General features: G+C 60.6%; 17 protein-coding genes. 9 read left to right on the forward strand and 8 right to left on the reverse strand.

Annotated elements, in window-relative coordinates; translation table 11 throughout:
• Position 1: 1 nt before the first annotated feature.
• Genes Q1B27_RS03585 through glnT form a run of 4 tightly spaced genes read left to right on the forward strand, consistent with a single transcriptional unit; the run spans position 2 to position 3,633 of the window.
• Complete coding sequence (locus tag Q1B27_RS03585) at positions 2–685, forward strand: GXGXG domain-containing protein (RefSeq protein ID WP_299843708.1); 684 nt, start codon at positions 2–4, stop codon at positions 683–685.
• Positions 686–697: 12 nt separating this feature from the next.
• On the forward strand, positions 698–2,035 hold the full coding sequence (locus tag Q1B27_RS03590) for an FMN-binding glutamate synthase family protein (protein WP_299843711.1): 1,338 nt from the start codon (positions 698–700) through the stop codon (positions 2,033–2,035).
• Positions 2,035–2,292: a DUF3303 family protein gene (locus Q1B27_RS03595; RefSeq protein ID WP_299843714.1), complete on the forward strand. Its 258-nt coding sequence runs from the start codon at positions 2,035–2,037 to the stop codon at positions 2,290–2,292. Before Q1B27_RS03590 ends, Q1B27_RS03595 begins: the two co-directional genes overlap by 1 nt.
• A 3-nt stretch (positions 2,293–2,295) precedes the next feature.
• Positions 2,296–3,633, forward strand: a complete 1,338-nt coding sequence (gene glnT / locus Q1B27_RS03600; RefSeq protein ID WP_299843717.1) for a type III glutamate--ammonia ligase — start codon at positions 2,296–2,298, stop codon at positions 3,631–3,633.
• Between the two features lie 91 nt (positions 3,634–3,724).
• On the opposite strand, the gene Q1B27_RS03605 is transcribed toward glnT, so the two are convergent.
• Both Q1B27_RS03605 and Q1B27_RS03610 read right to left on the reverse strand, forming a co-directional pair.
• The gene (locus Q1B27_RS03605; RefSeq protein WP_299843720.1) at positions 3,725–4,345 is read right to left on the reverse strand and encodes a thiamine phosphate synthase; all 621 of its coding nucleotides are present in this window, start codon (positions 4,343–4,345) and stop codon (positions 3,725–3,727) included.
• Between the two features lie 70 nt (positions 4,346–4,415).
• The gene (locus tag Q1B27_RS03610) at positions 4,416–4,745 is read right to left on the reverse strand and encodes a TfoX/Sxy family protein (RefSeq protein WP_299843723.1); all 330 of its coding nucleotides are present in this window, start codon (positions 4,743–4,745) and stop codon (positions 4,416–4,418) included.
• A gap of 132 nt (positions 4,746–4,877) precedes the next feature.
• On the opposite strand from Q1B27_RS03610, the gene Q1B27_RS03615 reads away from it, so the two are divergent.
• The 3 genes from Q1B27_RS03615 to Q1B27_RS03625 all read left to right on the forward strand — a co-directional run bounded on the left by Q1B27_RS03615 (position 4,878) and on the right by Q1B27_RS03625 (position 8,296).
• Complete coding sequence (locus Q1B27_RS03615; protein WP_299843726.1) at positions 4,878–5,618, forward strand: RNA methyltransferase; 741 nt, start codon at positions 4,878–4,880, stop codon at positions 5,616–5,618.
• A 67-nt stretch (positions 5,619–5,685) separates the two neighbouring features.
• On the forward strand, positions 5,686–6,825 hold the full coding sequence (gene ctaA, locus Q1B27_RS03620) for a heme A synthase (RefSeq protein ID WP_299843729.1): 1,140 nt from the start codon (positions 5,686–5,688) through the stop codon (positions 6,823–6,825).
• Between the two features lies 1 nt (position 6,826).
• Positions 6,827–8,296, forward strand: a complete 1,470-nt coding sequence (locus tag Q1B27_RS03625) for a carboxypeptidase M32 (RefSeq protein WP_299843734.1) — start codon at positions 6,827–6,829, stop codon at positions 8,294–8,296.
• A 69-nt stretch (positions 8,297–8,365) separates the two neighbouring features.
• Here Q1B27_RS03625 and Q1B27_RS03630 read toward each other — a convergent pair whose 3' ends face one another.
• Positions 8,366–8,914, reverse strand: coding sequence for an isochorismatase family protein (locus Q1B27_RS03630; protein WP_299843737.1), 549 nt, complete (start codon positions 8,912–8,914; stop codon positions 8,366–8,368).
• Between the two features lie 12 nt (positions 8,915–8,926).
• On the reverse strand, positions 8,927–9,790 hold the full coding sequence (locus Q1B27_RS03635) for a hypothetical protein (protein ID WP_299843740.1): 864 nt from the start codon (positions 9,788–9,790) through the stop codon (positions 8,927–8,929).
• A gap of 127 nt (positions 9,791–9,917) precedes the next feature.
• On the opposite strand from Q1B27_RS03635, the gene Q1B27_RS03640 reads away from it, so the two are divergent.
• Complete coding sequence (locus Q1B27_RS03640; protein WP_299843743.1) at positions 9,918–10,787, forward strand: LysR family transcriptional regulator; 870 nt, start codon at positions 9,918–9,920, stop codon at positions 10,785–10,787.
• 245 nt (positions 10,788–11,032) lie between these two features.
• Here Q1B27_RS03640 and Q1B27_RS03645 read toward each other — a convergent pair whose 3' ends face one another.
• From Q1B27_RS03645 to hemC, 4 genes are all read right to left on the reverse strand, one after another.
• Complete coding sequence (locus Q1B27_RS03645) at positions 11,033–11,620, reverse strand: GNAT family protein (protein WP_299843746.1); 588 nt, start codon at positions 11,618–11,620, stop codon at positions 11,033–11,035.
• A gap of 60 nt (positions 11,621–11,680) precedes the next feature.
• Positions 11,681–13,078: an aminotransferase class III-fold pyridoxal phosphate-dependent enzyme gene (locus Q1B27_RS03650; protein ID WP_299843748.1), complete on the reverse strand. Its 1,398-nt coding sequence runs from the start codon at positions 13,076–13,078 to the stop codon at positions 11,681–11,683.
• 230 nt (positions 13,079–13,308) lie between these two features.
• Entirely contained in the window at positions 13,309–14,160 is an 852-nt protein-coding gene (locus Q1B27_RS03655; RefSeq protein ID WP_299843753.1) for a DMT family transporter, read from the reverse strand.
• Positions 14,161–14,181: 21 nt separating this feature from the next.
• Positions 14,182–15,141, reverse strand: coding sequence for a hydroxymethylbilane synthase (gene hemC / locus Q1B27_RS03660; RefSeq protein ID WP_299843755.1), 960 nt, complete (start codon positions 15,139–15,141; stop codon positions 14,182–14,184).
• Between the two features lie 96 nt (positions 15,142–15,237).
• On the opposite strand from hemC, the gene hemE reads away from it, so the two are divergent.
• Positions 15,238–16,272, forward strand: a complete 1,035-nt coding sequence (gene hemE / locus Q1B27_RS03665; RefSeq protein ID WP_299843757.1) for a uroporphyrinogen decarboxylase — start codon at positions 15,238–15,240, stop codon at positions 16,270–16,272.
• Positions 16,273–16,333: the final 61 nt, after the last annotated feature.

The following is a 16,333-nucleotide window of genomic DNA, read 5'->3' on the forward strand; positions in this document are numbered from 1 at the left end:
GATGCAGACATTTGATTTGGCAGATAAGGGCCTGCGCGCCCTGAATTCGACCCTGCAAGGGCAGGGGCAAAACACCAACGAAACCGCGTGGGAGGTGGTGAATGCCAAGGGCAGCCACGCCATCGCTGTGGGGCTTGATGCCCCGATCGAGGTCACCGTGCGCGGTTCCACCGGCTATTATTGCGGCGGCATGAACAAGCAGGCGACAATCACCGTCGACGGCTCGGCCGGTCCCGGCACGGGCGAAAACATGATGTCCGGCAAGATCGTGATCGAAGGCGATGCCAGCCAGTATCTGGGGGCCACCGCCCACGGCGGTCTGATCGTGGTCAAGGGCAATGCCGCCTCGCGCTGCGGTATCTCGATGAAGGGTGTCAATATCGTGGTGCAGGGTAATATCGGCCACATGTCAGGCTTCATGGCGCAATCGGGCAACGTGGTGGTCTGCGGCGATGCGGGCGACGCGCTTGGCGACAGCTGCTACGAGGCGCGGTTTTTCGTGCGCGGTACTGTAAAAAGCCTGGGCGCGGATTGCGAAAAGAAAGAGATGCGGCCGGAACATATCGAGTTTCTCAAGGAAATCCTGGCCGAAGCCGGGGTGGATGCGAAACCCGAGGAGTTCACGCGCTATGGCTCGGCCCGCAATCTCTATAATTTCGATGTTGATAACGCTGGCGACTACTAAGGGGTTGAAACCATGACAGAAAACAGAATCCCACACACCACGCCGCGACAGTCGGCAACCTTCACGCAGGACGTCAACAGTGACATTCGCCGTGCGGCGGCGACCGGTATCTACGATATCCGCGGGGGCGGTGCCAAACGCCGTGTGCCCAATTTCGACGACCTGCTGTTTCTGGGCGCGTCGATTTCGCGCTACCCGCTCGAAGGTTACCGCGAGAAATGCGAAACCAATGTCACCATTGGTGGCCTGCATGCGGAAAACCCGATCGAACTGGACATCCCGATCACCATCGCCGGCATGAGTTTCGGCGCCCTGAGCGGCCCGGCGAAAGAGGCTTTGGGGCGCGGCGCGTCGGCGGCGGGAACGTCCACGACCACCGGTGACGGGGGCATGACGCCCGAAGAACGCGGCCATTCCACCAAGCTGGTTTATCAATATCTGCCCTCGCGCTACGGCATGAACCCGGATGATCTGCGCAAGGCTGATGCCATCGAGATCGTCGTGGGGCAGGGCGCCAAGCCCGGCGGTGGCGGCATGCTGCTGGGTCAGAAAATTTCCGACCGCGTGGCCGAAATGCGCAACCTGCCCAAGGGCATCGACCAGCGCTCGGCCTGTCGGCACCCGGACTGGACCGGCCCGGATGACCTTGAGATCAAGATACTCGAGCTGCGCGAAGTCACCGGCTGGAAGGTTCCGATCTACGTTAAGGTCGCCGGTGCGCGGCCCTATTATGACACCACGCTGGCGATCAAGGCGGGCGCGGATGCGATTGTGCTGGATGGCATGCAGGGCGGTACGGCCGCGACGCAGGACGTGTTCATCGAACATGTCGGCCAGCCGACGCTGGCGATCATCCGTCCAGCGGTTCAGGCGCTGCAGGACTTGGGCATGCACCGCAAGGTGCAACTCATCCTCTCGGGCGGTATCCGCTCGGGGGCGGACGTGGCCAAGGCGATGGCGTTGGGCGCGGATGCGGTCAGTATCGGGACGGCGGCGATGATTGCCATCGGCGACAACGATCCCAAATGGGAGGCCGAGTACCAGAAGCTGGGCAGCACTGCCGGGGCCTATGATGACTGGCACGAAGGGCTGGACCCCGCCGGCATCACCACCCAGGACCCCGAGTTGCAAAAGCGCCTTGATCCGATCGAGGGTGGGCGTCGTTTGCGCAACTACCTCAAGGTGATGACGCTTGAGGCGCAGACCATCGCGCGGGCCTGTGGCAAGAACCATCTGCACAATCTGGAACCCGAAGACCTGGTGGCGCTGACGATGGAGGCCGCCGCCATGGCACAGGTGCCTTTGTCGGGCACTGAATGGTGGCCGGGCAAGCCGGGAACCGCCTTCTGATGACACGGTATATGGTGATCGAACGCTTCAAGACGGGCAGTTCGGCCGCCGTATACCAACGCTTTGACGAAATGGGCCGGATGCTACCATCCGGCCTGTCATATCTTGATAGCTGGCTAAGCGCTTCGGACGATGCCTGCTATCAGCTTATGGCGACCGACACCCCCGAAACCTTTGACAAATGGATCGCCCGTTGGGACGATCTGGTGGATTTCGAGGTGATAGAACTGAAAGAAAAACCGACTGGGAGACAATAATCCATGACAAAAGATCTGGCCGCCTTCGCTGCGGAAAACGGCGTTAAATATTTCATGATTTCATTTACCGATCTGTTCGGGGCGCAACGCGCCAAGCTGGTGCCCGCGCAGGCGATTGCGGACATGCAGGAAGACGGCGCCGGGTTTGCCGGGTTCGCCACCTATCTGGATCTGACGCCCGCCCACCCGGATATGCTGGCCGTGCCGGACCCGAGTTCGGTGATCCAGCTGCCCTGGAAGCCCGAGGTGGCCTGGGTGGCGGGCAATTGCGTGATGGACGGTGAAGACGTGGCCCAGGCCCCGCGCAACGTGCTGCGCAAGCTGATCAAAGAGGCCGCCGACGAGGGCATGCATGTCAAGACCGGGATCGAGGCCGAATATTTCCTGCTGACCCCTGACGGATCGGCGCTCAGCGATGAATACGATACCGCCGACAAGCCCTGCTATGACCAGCAGGCGGTGATGCGGCGCTATGACGTGGTGCGCGAAATCTGCGACTACATGCTCGATCTGGGCTGGGGCCCGTATCAGAACGACCACGAGGATGCCAATGGCCAGTTCGAGATGAACTGGGAGTTCGATGACGCGCTCAAGACCGCCGACAAGCACAGTTTCTTCAAATTCATGACCCGGTCCGTGGCCGAAAAGCACGGGTTCCGCGCGACCTTCATGCCCAAACCGGTCGAGGGCCTGACCGGCAATGGCTGCCACGCGCATATTTCCGTGTGGGACGCGCCAGGCGACAAGGCCAAGACCAATGTCTTCGCCATCGAGGCCGGCACCGGCGAAGGTCAGGCCGGCGAATTGGGTCTCAGTGAAAAGGGCGCGCATTTCCTGGGCGGCATCATGAAACACGCCAGCGCGCTGGCGGCGATCACCAATCCGACGGTGAACAGCTACAAGCGGATCAATGCGCCGCGCACCACCTCGGGCGCGACATGGGCACCCAACACCGTGACCTGGACCGGTAACAACCGCACCCACATGGTGCGCGTCCCCGGCCCGGGCCGGTTTGAGCTGCGCCTGCCCGATGGTGCGGTCAACCCGTATCTTTTGCAGGCGGTGATCATCGCCGCAGGCCTCAGCGGCATCCGCCACAAGGCCGATCCGGGCAAGCGTCACGACATCGACATGTATGCCGAGGGTCACAAGGTGCGCGGTGCGCCGAAACTGCCGCTCAACATGCTGGATGCGATCCGGACCTACGACAAGGACAAGGAGCTGAAGGCGATGCTGGGCGAGGAATTCTCAGCCGCCTATATCAAGATGAAACTGCAGGAATGGAATTCTTTCACGGCGCATTTCAGCCAGTGGGAAAAGGACAATACGCTGGATATCTAAGCGGTTGTCACGACGCTAAAAAAGCCCCCGGAACGCAGATTTCGGGGGCTTCTCTTTTGGATCAACGCTGAACGGACAGCGGCTTTGATGATCAGGCCATCGCTCGGGTCAGAACGCCCAGGGCGGCGGCAGGATCATCGCTTTGCCAGATCTCATCGCCGATGCCGAAGAAATCGGTGATCGGTGCCAGCGCGCCGATGATCTCGGCGTCCAGATGCCCTTCGGCCACGACCGGCAGTTCGATCATCTGCGACCACCAGTCGAACAGCTCCGCCTCGGCGACAGAGCCATCGCCAAGCGCAGACACGCCAACCGGACCAAAACTGACGTAATCCGCCCCGGATTCGCCCGCATTCATGCCCTCGTGCCGCGAGGTGCCGCAGAAACTGCCGACAATACCATCGGGGCCAAGCTCCTTGCGGGCGGCGCGGACGGAGCGCGCACCATCGGTCAGGTGCACACCGTCGAGACCCAGCCGTTCGACCAGCATCAGATGGGTGTCGATCACCAGCGCCACGTCGCGGGCATGTGTCACCTCGCGGCAGGCATCGGCAGCGCGCGCGATACGGTCTTCATCCTGGCTGGCAAGGCTCAGGCGGACGCAGGCGATGTCATGGGCATCAAGCACGGCGGCAAGCTGATCGGGAAACCGGCTGAGTTCGATCTCGGGCGGGGTGATGAGGTAAAGTTGCGGCTGCTCTGGTTCGGCCATTGTCGGCGCTCCTGCATGGGTTTGCGCCGCTATAGCGTGGAAATTGTGGTTGGTCTACGTATCTGAGCGGCTATTTCGGCGGCAGGGTCGCGACAAACCCAAGGGCAAGGCCGATCAGGTCTTGCCGGACCCGGTCATCGGCCATCGCATCGTCATCGGCGTCGACCATGCCACCCATCTTGCGGCCGGTGAATGTCATCGGGCCAACGCCGTCCAGTGCCAGGGCCTGGGCCTCGTTTTCCTTGCCGACGCGGAACATCGCGCCGCCCGCATGTACGCCACAGATCATGTTGCCATGCTGCAGAAAACACAGCCCGCCGAACATCTTTTTCTCGGTCAGGCCCGGCAGGTCGGCCAGATCGCCGCGCATCAGTTCGGCCAGTCCGTCGTCATAGGCCATGAGTGCCTCCGTCGTTGGGTGCGGCCAATGTAGGTTTTTTGAGTATTTTCGCCAAGAAGAAGCAGGGGGCGGGGCTTTTCCCGGGCACGGCTTTGGCCTATGAGGCGCAGAAGAGTAACGGAGCCGCGTAACATGCCGACAGATCGTCCACAGCCCGCCTTTGTGTTGGTGCGCCCGCAGATGGGCGAGAATATCGGCGCGGCGGCGCGGGCGATGTGGAATTTCGGTCTGGACCGGATGCGGATCGTAGCGCCGCGCGATGGCTGGCCCAACCCAAACGCTGTGGCGATGGCCAGCGGTGCCGGGCGGCTGCTGGATGAGGCGGTTTTGTGCGCGGATGTGCCCGCAGCGCTTGAAGAATACCATTATGTCTTCGCCACCACGGCGCGGGCGCGAGGGCTGACCAAGCCAATCGTCAGTCCGGAACGGGCGATGCAGATCGCGGCCGAAAAGATCGCGGCTGGTGAAAAGGTGGCGGTGTTGTTCGGTCCCGAACGCGCCGGGTTGGAAAATGACGACATCGCCCGCGCCAACGCGATCATCAACGTGCCGGTGAACCCGGAATTTGCCTCGCTCAACCTGGCGCAATGCGTGTTGCTGACGGCCTATGAGTGGCAGCGCGCGCAGGGCGCGGCCCCCGCCGAGAGGGTCGATATGGCAAAAACCGACTGGGCCGAACAGATCGAGATTGAGAAGCTTTCAGCGCATTACGAGGATCGGCTGGACGAGGCCGGGTTCTTCTTTCCCGAGACCAAGGCCGAGGGCATGAAGATCAATCTGCGCAACATGTGGAGCCGGATGCCATTGACCCGCGCCGATGTGCAGATGCTGCACGGGGTGATGCGGCAGATGGTCCGCTGGAAAAATCGCTGAACGGGGATGCTTGAAGGGGGGGCATTGCCGCACTAGGCTCTGGCCCGGAAGGTAGAGGACAGGCGGGATGAGCGGCAAGCGCAGTATTTTCGAAGAGGTCGACAAGGCACCGGTGCGCGAGGCACCCAAGGGCGGCATGATCGACCGGGGACGCAAAGGCGCACGGGGGGCGATCCGGGCCTGGCTGCTGGTGCTGTTCGCGCTGGTCGTGGTGATGATCGCCGTGGGCGGGCTGACGCGGCTGACCGATAGCGGGCTTTCGATCACCGAATGGAAACCGGTCACCGGCGCGCTGCCCCCGATGAATGCCGCCGACTGGGACGCGGAATTCGCCAAATACAAGGAAATCCCCGAGTTTCAGGTACAGAACAGCTGGATGGAGCTGGCCGATTTCAAGCGCATCTACTGGTGGGAATGGGGCCACAGGCAGTTGGGCCGGGTGATCGGCCTTGTCTGGGCGATTGGGTTTCTTTTCTTTCTGGCAACCAGGAAAATTCCTACTGGCTGGACACAGCGATTGCTGCTTTTGGGCGTTCTGGGCGGCATACAGGGCGCCGTGGGGTGGTGGATGGTCGCCTCGGGGCTTGGGGCTGGCATGACCGATGTGGCCAGCTACCGACTGGCGACGCATCTGGGGCTGGCCTTTGTCATTCTGGGTATCATTGCGTGGTACGTGTTCATGCTGGGGCGGGAAGAGCGTGAGCTGATGCAGGCAAGGCGCGGCAAGGAGGCGAAGCTTTTCGGGCTCTCTACCGGCTGGCTGCATTTCGCCTTTCTGCAAATCCTCATCGGTGCGCTGGTGGCGGGCATCGATGCCGGGCGCAGCTATACCGACTGGCCGCTGATGGGTGGGCAGGTATTGCCGCCGACCATCTGGATGGCCGAGCTGGGCTGGCGGAACCTCTTTGAAAACCCCGGGCTGGTGCAGTTCATTCACCGCATCGTGGGCTACCTGTTGCTGGCCTTTTCCATCGTCGTCTTTTTGCGCGGTCGGCGCAGTGCCAATGGTGCGACCCGCGTGGCCTTCAAGGCGGCGTTCATTGCCCTTCTGGGGCAGATCGTGATGGGCATCATGACGGTCGTTTATGGCGCGCCCTGGCAGGTGGCGATCGTGCACCAGCTTCTGGCGGTGGCGCTTTGGGTGCTGATCCTGCGCGCCCGCTTCCTGAGCCTTTATCCGCAGGCACAATCCATCCGGGGGACCTGAATTGACCGCATTTGACGAATTGATGGCCTATCAGCGCGAGACCGAAGCGCTGAGCCAGATTGCCGGTCGCCTGAGCTGGGACCAGGAAACCATGATGCCCCGCGGTGCGGCCCCGCAACGGGCGGAAGAAAGCGGCGCGCTTGAGGCGGCGATCCATGCAAGGCGCACCGCCCCCCAGGTCGGGGATCTGCTGGCGGCGGCCGAGGCGCCGGATCAGGCCGGCGCGGCGCAGCTCAGGCTGATCAAACGCAGTTTCGAACGGACGCAGCGTGTGCCCGCCGATCTGGCGACGGCGCTTGCGCGGCTGACCAGCCGGGCGCAGGGCGATTGGGCCGAGGCGCGCGAAAACGACGATTTCGCCGCGTTCGCCCCGGTTCTGCAAGCGGTTGTCCAGCTCAAGCGCGAAGAAGGCGCGGCGTTGGCTGATGGCGGCGATCGCTATGACGCGCTGATGGATGATTACGAACCGGGCGCCACCGGCGCGCAGCTTCAGGCGATGTTCGACGAAATGCGCCCCGGCCTTGTGGCCCTGCGCGAACGGGCGCTGAACCACCCGGAACGGGCGGCTGTCAGCGGCAGCTTTGATCCGCAGCAACAGATGAAACTGGCGCGGGAACTGGCGAAGCTCTTTGGCTATGACATGGCGCGCGGGCGGCTTGACAAGGCGGTGCATCCGTTCAGCTCGGGTTCGGGCGATGACGTGCGCATCACCACCCGCACCAGCGAAACCGATCCCTTCAACTGTATCTATTCCACGATCCACGAGGTCGGGCATGCCTGTTACGAGCAGCAGATCGACCGCAGCTATGTGCTGACGCCGGTGGGGCAGGGCGTGTCGATGGGCGTGCACGAAAGCCAAAGCCGGATTTACGAGAACCAGCTAGGCCGCAGCCGGGCATTCTGTGGCTGGCTTTTTGACCAGATGCGCGACCGGTTCGGCGACATGGGCGTGGCGGATGCCGACGCCTTCTATGCCACGGTCAACCGGCTGCATCGCGGCTTCATCCGGACCGAGGCCGATGAGGTGCAGTATAACCTGCACATCATGCTGCGGTTTGATCTGGAACGCGCGCTGATCTCGGGCGATCTGGCCGTGGCCGATCTGGAGGCCGCATGGAATGACCGGTTTGCCGCCGATTTCGGCTATGGCGTCACCCGCGCCTCGGACGGATGCCTGCAGGATGTGCACTGGTCCGTGGGCCTTTTCGGCTATTTCCCGACCTACAGCCTGGGCAATGTCTATGCCGGCTGCCTGCACGAGGCGTTGCGCGTGGCGGTGCCGGATCTGGATGCGCAACTGGCGGCGGGCGATCTTGAGGCCGCAACCGATTGGCTGGCCGAGAATGTGCAACAGCATGGCGGGCTGTACGAACCGCACGAGCTGATCACCCGCGCTTGCGGGGCCGAGCCGACAGCAGCGCCACTGATGCACTATCTCGAAGAGAAGTTCGGCGCGCTCTATCCGGCATAATGCGGCCTGTTCTATGGCCTGAAATTACGCGCGATCAGCGCCGAACGAAGGTGTTGTCGAGGCGTGTCCTCACATGGACAGGATATCGCTTGTAGATCGCACCTGCGCGATCTCACCCTCAAGCGTGGCCATGCTGACCGAATGGATCTGGCTGGCACGATGCGCCGTCCCATCCGGCCCGGTGATGCCATAGGTCCAGACCGCATCAGACGCATAGACAGGCCGAAATCCCAGATCGGCGGCGCTGCGGGTGGTCGATTCCACGCAGTGATTGGCCGTCGCGCCGCACAGAACGACACGCTCGACCCCGGCCTCCTCCAGAATGCCCTGCAACGGCGTGCCGACAAAGCCACTGCTGCCGGTCTTGATGATCACCGGTTCGCCTTTCACCGGCGCGGCAACGGGCTGCACCGCCACACCGGGCGCATCGGGGTGAAACGGATCGTCCGGGTCGGTGCCATGATGGTGAATATGGAGTACCGGCGCCCCGTCGGCGCGGAACTTGGCCAGCAGCGAGGCGATGTTATTTTCGGCCTCCGGGCAAGACCGCTCCGTGCCCGTCGCATCTTCATGGGCCAACGCCATCTGCACATCAATTACCAGCAATGCTGTCTTCATCTCTCAAATCCCCTAAGCGCTGGCGTCGGCACGGCGACCGGCCAAAATCTTTTCCACCCGTTTGCCATAAATCCGGACGTTGATGTCGTCATCAATCACCCGGTCCGGCACTTCGTCATATGTCAGGATGGCCGAAATGCGCGGATGCGCACCTTCGACCTTGGTGACGCCATGCAGGGAATAGCCCCCACGAAACAGGGTGAAAGTTCCGGCACCACGCGAAAACGTCTGCGCCTGTGACATATCCCCCGAAAGCAACCGGTCAACTGCGGCGCGATCTTCGTTCTGATCATTGCGCGAATTGGGCAGAAAGGTGAATTCGCCACCCTTTTCCGCAGCCTGAAGCAGCAAGGTGACCGTGCATTCGGTAGTGTCATAATGCCAGGCGTGCCAACTGCCGGGGCGCAGCGCTACCACGTTCAGTGCCTGGAACTCATCCGCACAACGATAAAGCTGCGCTTTCTTCTGCACACGCCGTACGAAATCTGTCAGAATATCCGAATGATAAAGCCGTTTGATGCCCGTCTCGGCGGGTATCTGATCGTCGGCAAGCTGCACCGCGATATGGGTGAATTCCTTGCGGCGGGGGTCATCTTGGGGCAGCGAAGGATCTATCGCACCCTGATAGATGTTGCGTTTCACATGCAGCACATCAGCGGTCGGCAACAGGTCATTGGCTTCACCATTCAGTCGGATCAGCGCATCGGAGCGCAGGAAACCGTCCAGATTGCACCAGCCTTGGCGCTCCATGCTCTGCTGGCATTCGGCCAGGAACTGCGCCCCGGCACCGCTGTCCAGATCGACAATCGGATAACGATCAAGGTCCACCAGCTCCAGGGCGATATCATCCTGGGCGGAACTGCGGCGTGGCGTCATGGCGCTCTCCTGTCATTGCATGCCGCCGCAGAATGCCCGGCGGTCTTTCGACCCACTATGCAGCTGCGGCTCAAGCAGATAAAACGAAATAATAATCGCCCATGAACATAGAAAACTTGGTCAAACCATGCGCCACAATCTCAACCTGAACTGGCTCCGCAGCTTTGAGGCCGCCGCACGACTGCTCAGTTTTACGGCGGCCAGCCTTGAAATCGGGCTGACCCAGACCGCCGTCAGCCAGCACATCAAGGCGCTTGAGGCACAGCTTGGCGACAAGCTTTTCGTGCGTCGACCCAAGAGCCTGCAACTCACTGATGTGGGCAAAGCCTATCTTCTGACCGTGCGCGAGGCGCTTGATACGATCGAGATGTCGACCACTGGATTGTTCGGTCCCCGCCAGGCCAGCACGATTGTGCTGCGTGCCTCCATGGCATTTATCGTCTGGATATCGCCCCGTCTCGGGGCGTTTCTGCACGAACACCCCGATACCGGGGTCAAGCTGGTAACCTCAATCTGGAAAGGCCCCGCCGACCAGCAACCGGTTGATGTCGATATCATCCTTGGCCCGAATGAACATGCCCGCGCCGATCTTGAGAAACTGTCAGAAGAAACGATCGTGCCGATCTGTGGCACGGCACTCGCACGCGACATCAGAACGCCGCAGGATCTGCTTTTGCAAAAACCGATTCACATCATGGGATTTGACGATCACTGGGCACGGTACCTGTCGGCCTTCGCGTTGAAACCCGCGCTTTCGGGCGGTCATCTGGTCACCGATACCGCAACCACCGCAATCGAAATGGTTGCGGCCGGCCTGGGATGTGCTGCGGTGATCGAACGATTTGCCCGGCAGGCAATCGAAGCCGGGCGCGATATTTCGATCGTGGGTGACCCGGTTGCGTTGGGCCAGTCCCATTTTCTGGTGCGGGCCGAACGGCGCGCATCGGCCCAACCCGCTGTCGAGGCGTTCGAAGCATGGCTTCGGCGTCAATTCTGACATCATGTGCTGTTCTGACGGTACTGCCGACGCGCGCGCCCTGTTAATCCCGCCCATTGCGGTAAATTGCACCGACGTAATACCGACAAAATACCGACGTTATACCGACATGGGTTTTCCAGCGTTTTCAGGGTGTTAACCCGATTCTCCGGGCTTTTGTTGTGACGGATCGAAATCAGGTGTCGACCGCGCTTTAAAATCCGGGGGCAGGGCGCTGGTTAGGGCAGGCGCTAAATCCGCATTGCTCACACCGCGCGCGGCTTTGCCAGTTGCCATTCCAGATTGGCGCGCACCGCGGGCCATTCACCGGGGATGATCGAATAGACAGCGGTGTCACGCAGGCTGCCATTGGCCATGATCATGTGGTGGCGCAGCACCCCGTCGAACTTGGCCCCCAGCCGCTCGATGGCGCGGCGGGATTGGACATTCATGAAATGGGTGCGAAACTCAACTGCGATACAGTCCAGTACCTCGAACGCATGGCGAAGTAGCATCAGCTTGCATTCGGTATTCACCGGCCCGCGTTGCGCCGATTTGCCCAGCCAGGTTGACCCGATTTCGACCCGCCGGTTGGCGGCATCAATGTTCATGTAGGTGGTCATGCCAACCGCGCGGCCCGCCCTGTCCAGGATGGCAAAGGGCAGCATCGCGCCTTGCGCCTGAAGGTCCAGACGACGGGTGATTTCGGCGGCCATCCCGTCCGCTGTCGGGATCATCGTATACCAAAGCCCCTGAAGATCAGCGGCTGCCTCGGAGAGGTCACTGGCCTGCTCCTGCGACAGCGGCGCCAATGTTGCATGAGTGCTGCTTAGCGTGACAGGTTCGGGCCACATCGTTTTGATATCTTTCAGTAAAACCCCACCCCGAGGGAGATCGCAGGGTGGGGCATCAGCTTAACCAAATACTTTGGTCAAAGCCTTGTCAGTCGCACTGACGATCTGGTCGATATCGTCCTTGGTGGCGATCAGGGCCGGGCTGTAGCACAGCGTGTTGTTAAAGCCGGGGATCGATCGGTTGGTCACCCCGATGATCACACCCTGCGCGTTGCAATCGCCGACCACGGCTTGCGCCAGTTTCTCATCCACCGGCTCCTTGGTCGAACGGTCTGACACCAGCTCGGCCCCAAGGAACAGGCCCTTGCCGCGCACCTGACCGATCACTTCGTGCTTGTCCTGCAGCGCCTTCAGCTGATCCAGCATGTAGTCGCCCATCGCCACGGTGTTATCCAGCAGGTTTTCCTCTTCGATAATCGCCATGTTTTCCAGCGCCGCCGCCGGGCCCGCCGTACAGCCACCAAAGGTCGAGATGTCGCGGAAATAGTTCATCGGATCGCTGGCATCGTCACGGAACAGTTCGAACACTTTCTCGTTGGTCACACAGCAGGCAATCGCCGCATAGCCCGAGGCGACGCCCTTGGCCATGGTCACGAAATCGGGTTCGACGCCGTAATGCTGATAGCCGAACCATGTGCCGGTACGGCCCACGCCACAGACCACTTCGTCGATATGTAGCAGGATGTCATACTTGCGGCAAATCTCCTGCACGCGCGGCCAGTAACCCTCGGGCGGAACGATCACGCCACCACCCGCAGTCACCGGCTCAAGGCAGAGCGCACCCACGGTATCCGGGCCTTCACGCAGGATGACCTCTTCGATCGCATTGGCGGCGGCCAGTCCGTATTCCTCACCGCTCAGATCCCATTGCGCGCGGTATTCCAGACAATGCGGAACCTCAACGAAACCAGGGGTATAGGGGCCATATTGCGCACCGCGCTCAGGCTGGCCACCTGCCGACAGGGTGGTGATGGTGGTGCCGTGATAGTCGCGCTCACGGTAGAGGATTTTATGCTTTTTGCCGCCATAGCGTTTATGCGCAATCTGGCGCACCATCTTGAAGGCTTTCTCATTCGCCTCGGAGCCCGAGTTGGTATAATAGACCCGGCTCAATCCCGGCATTTTCGAGATCAGCTTCTCTGAAAACAGCGCGCCGGGGATCGACCCGGTGGACCCCGCGAAATAGGGTAGCTGGATCAGCTGATCCCGAACCGCATTGGCGATACGCTCGCGGCCATAGCCGACGTTGACGGTCCAGACACCGCCCGACACCGCATCGACATGCTCCTTACCCTTCTGGTCCCAAACCCGCATGCCGCGCCCCTCGACGATGATCCGCGGATCTGCCTTGGGATCAGGGCCCGTGAAGGGTTCGTGCTGAATCAGGTGGTGCCAGACATGGGCGCGGTCGGCCTCTACGATTTTGCTGATATCATTATCCAAAACTTTGCCGTCCATTTCGGTTCTCCATCGTTTGAAGCCCGGAGGGGTATCCAGGCGAATTATGCTGCGCGCGCCGCACGTAATATCTAATTCATATCAACGGTCAGAATCAGGGTTTCTGATAGGACCAGTTTCCAGCTTTATCTATCGCCAGTTTTGATCAAATAACAGCGTGGCGGGGAATAAACCCTTGTTTGTACGGCTGATTTCAATCACTCGCTTGTGCAGTCTTCAACGGGCGTTGCTCAAAGGTGACGCGCAAACCTGAGCAGCGCCGCACCGGCAAGGGTGAGTATGGTCGAGACCACTTTCGCCAGGTTCAAAGGCTCCTTCAGGAAGAACACACCGAACAACACGGCAAAAACAATACTGGTTTCACGCAATGCTGTCACCAGTGCAATGGGGGCTTGGGTAAAAGCCCAGATTACCAAGGCGAAGGCAATGAAAGATGCGCTGCCACCCATTAATCCGCGCAGTTTTTGCGTGGTCAGCGCTATGCGTACAATCTGAGGTCGCCAAAGCAACATGGTGCCGGTGAACCCCATTGTCGATCCGATTGCCAACCAGCCATAAAACCCCACCGCCGAACCCGAAAGCCGTGCACCCAGCCCGTCCACCAGCGAATAGGCGGCGATGAAGCAACCGGTTATCAGCGCAAGCGAGGCAGCAGTCAGATTGCGTTGCCCGGTTTCCTTACGCACCAGTGCAAGGCTGATGATGCCGATCCCGATCGTCGCCACGCCGATGATTTCGGGCAGGTTCAGGGCCACGCCCAGCATGCCGACAGACACGCCCGCCACGATCAAAGGGGCCACACCGCGGGCGATAGGATAGACCTGAGAGAGATCGCCCACTCGGTACGCCAATGTCAGAAATATCTGGTATCCGACATGCAACGCGATCCCGGCAAAGAGATACGGTAAACTCTCGGCGGCCGGTAAGGGAAAGCTGATCACGGCCAAGATCGCAAGCGGCGCCTGTCCCATCATCACCGCGCTCATGCCGACAAATTTATCCGTGCCGGATTTCAAAAGCGCATTCCAAAGCGCGTGCAGCAACGCCGCGGCGATCACCACCAGAAAAACGGTTGTGGTCATAGCGACCCCTCCGGTCCGGTCTTACGACCGCCAGTCAAAAAACCCGTCCCCGGCCTCGGACAAGAGGGTTGCCGCCATGGCGCGGCCCAGCTCGGCCCCATCTTCAATCGGTGCGGTGCGATCATCACTCAAGCTTTCGCTGCCATCGGGGCGCAGGATTTCACCGCGCAGGCGCAGCGTGCCATTGTCCAAATCCGCCAACCCGGCAATCGGGGTTTCACAAGACCCATCAAGTGCTTCCAGAAAAGCGCGTTCTGCGGCCAATTGATGACCGGTTTCAGTATGGTGAATGGCGGCCAGCATTTCGGCGGCACGTAGATCGTCCTGACGCCGCTCAATGCCGATAGCGCCTTGCGCCACGGCTGGCAGCATCACGTCAGGATCAATCGCGGCCGTGGCCACGTCGTTGCGATCCAACCGGTTGAGACCGGCCATGGCAAGGAATGTGCAGGCAGCGATGCCATCTTCCAGTTTTTTCAATCGGGTCTGAACATTGCCCCTGAATTCCACTACTTCAAGATGTGGATAGGCCAGCAAAACCTGGGCCTTGCGGCGCAATGAGGACGTACCGACCTTGGCCTTTTCGGGCAGTCCGCCCAGTGATTGTGCAACTGGCGAGACAAAGGCGTCACGTACATCTTCGCGCGGCAGGTAGCAGTCGATTACCAGCCCCCCGGGCTGCAATACGGGCATATCCTTCATCGAATGAATGGCAATATCGATGGCACCGGACAATAGCGCCTCTTCGATTTCGCGGGTGAACAACCCCTTGCCGCCGATCTCTTTGAGCGGCCGGTCGGCATCAATCATTGCGCGATTGTCGCCAGTGGTCTTGATCACCGTGATTTCAAATGCGTCCTGTGGCAGATCAAAGGCCGCCGCCAACCGGTCCCGCGTCTCATACGCCTGCGCCAGTGCCAAAGGAGAGCCGCGTGTGCCCAATTTCATAGGTGTCCGGGGCGAGGGTAAATTCAATGTCATAATAGCGGTTTAGACTTCGCCATTGGCTCTTGCAAGACGGCTGCTGTTGACATCTTGTCGCCTGGGGGCGACCACCCTCTAAACCGGAGGATGAACATGGTCAGGCAAAAGACGATTCTCAAGGCGTTGGCGGGCGAAACGCAGGATGTGCCACCCATCTGGATGATGCGCCAGGCCGGGCGCTACCTGCCCGAATATCGCGCCACCCGTGCCGAGGCCGGTGATTTCCTTTCCTTGTGCTACAACAGTGATCTGGCAACCGAGGTAACGTTGCAACCCATTCGCCGTTACGGGTTTGATGCCGCGATCCTGTTTGCGGATATCCTCTTGCTGCCACAAGCTCTTGGTGCAGATCTGTGGTTTGTCACGGGGGAGGGGCCGCGCCTTTCAACCATCTCCGATCAGGCCGGATTGGATGCATTGAAGCCAACGCCGGACATCCACGAAACACTTTCGCCTATCTATCAAACGGTACGAAACCTATCGGGCGCTTTACCCTCCGAAACGACCTTGATCGGCTTCGCTGGTGCCCCTTGGACCGTCGCCACATACATGATTGCCGGACGCGGTACACCCGACCAGGGCCCCGCCCATGCGCTGAAGGACGAAAATCGCACAGTATTTGAGGGACTGTTGGCGCGCTTGACCGAAGCGACGATCGAATATCTTTCGGCCCAGATCGACGCCGGAGCAGAAGTGGTCAAGCTTTTCGACAGTTGGGCAGGATCGCTTAAAGGTTCAGATTTTGACCGCTACGCGACCGGACCCGCCCGCCAAATAATTGAAGCGCTAAAAGCTCGCCACCCGGATACGCCCGTCATCGCCTTTCCCCGTGAGGCGGGTGACAAATATGTCGGGTTTCATCAGGCCACGGGCGCCGATTGTGTTGCACTGGACAATTCCGTCAGCCCAGGATGGGCGGTTGCGAACGTCCAGAAAGATGGCTGTGTTCAGGGTAATCTGGCGTCGTCGCACATGGTGACCGGCGGTGAGGCGTTGGCGCAAGAAACACGCGCCATTGTCAAAGCCTTCGGCAATGGTCCGCATATCTTCAACCTGGGTCACGGTATTACACCAGATGCCGATCCGGACAATGTCCAACGCATGATCGACGTTGTGCGGGGAGGGTAGCACAAGGGTCTGCCTGCGGTGAAGGCAGCTTCCTCAGCAACCAAAGACGTGCTGCGTTCTT

Origin of the sequence: uncultured Roseovarius sp. (assembly GCF_947489715.1) — a bacterium.
Classification (GTDB): Bacteria; Pseudomonadota; Alphaproteobacteria; order Rhodobacterales; family Rhodobacteraceae; genus Roseovarius.